The sequence below is a fragment of the Streptomyces thermocarboxydovorans genome (genome assembly GCF_039524635.1).
GTDB lineage: Bacteria > Actinomycetota > Actinomycetes > Streptomycetales > Streptomycetaceae > Streptomyces > Streptomyces thermocarboxydovorans.
In genome coordinates, this window is record NZ_BAAAGU010000150.1 from 1 (window position 1) to 868 (window position 868).

Annotated in this window: 1 protein-coding gene; it reads right to left on the reverse strand. The window is 70.5% G+C overall.

The window, feature by feature from the left end; genetic code table 11:
- Positions 1 to 806, reverse strand: a protein-coding gene (locus tag ABD198_RS30520; protein WP_344007983.1) for an IS5 family transposase whose coding sequence is annotated in 2 segments (ribosomal slippage) — positions 1 to 476 and positions 476 to 806 — 807 coding nt in all. Because the reading frame shifts where the segments join, the coding sequence is not laid out codon by codon here.
- Between the last annotated feature and the right edge of the window lie 62 nt (positions 807 to 868).

Below are 868 nucleotides of genomic sequence, written 5' to 3' on the forward strand. Positions count from 1 at the left end.
TCACGTGGTGGCTTTGGCGAGCTTCTTGTAGCAGGTCAGCGCGGCCGCGAGGCCCAGGAAGGCGAGGAAGTGGCTGCCCTTTCGCTCGTACCGGACGGTGAGGCGGCGGTAGCCGAACAGCCAGGCAACGGACCGTTCGATCTTCCAGCGGTGCCGCCCCAGCCGCTCGGAGGACTCGATGCCCGGGCGGGCGATCCGGGCGACGATGCCGCGGTTGCGCAGCCAGAGCAGGGTGTCTGCGGAGTGGTAGGCCTTGTCGGCGCGGAGCTTGCCGGGCCGCCGGCGGCGCGGTCCGCGCCGGGACCGCACGGCCGGTATCCCCTTCACGAGAGGTTTGAGGGCCAGGCTGTCGTGGGTGTTCGCGGCGGATACGCCGACCGCCAGCGGGATGCCCTGGGCCTCGGACAGCACGTGCAGCTTGCTGCCGGGTTTGCCGCGGTCGACCGGGTTCGGCCCGGTCAGCGAGCCCCCCTTTTCGCCCGCACCGACGCGGCATCGACGATCACCGAGGCCCAGTCCAGCTCACCCCGCGCACCGAGCTCGTCCAGCACGGCCCGGTGCAGCCGCCGCCACAGGCCCGCCTTCGTCCAGGCGGTGAACCGGCGGTGCGCGGTGGCCGGCGAGACCCCGAACGTCGGCGGCAGATGCCGCCACGCGCACCCACTGGTCAGTACGTACACCACCGCCGTGAACACCGCCCGCTCGTCCAGCGGCGCAGTGCCACCGCCCTGGCGGCGCGGCGTGAACGACGGCAGCAACGGAGCAACGAGATCCCACAACCCGTCAGGAACCAGTCGCTGCGACAGATCAACACCCACGAAGAACAATGATGCCGCAGCTCGCTACATCACCACATGAGACATCGTCT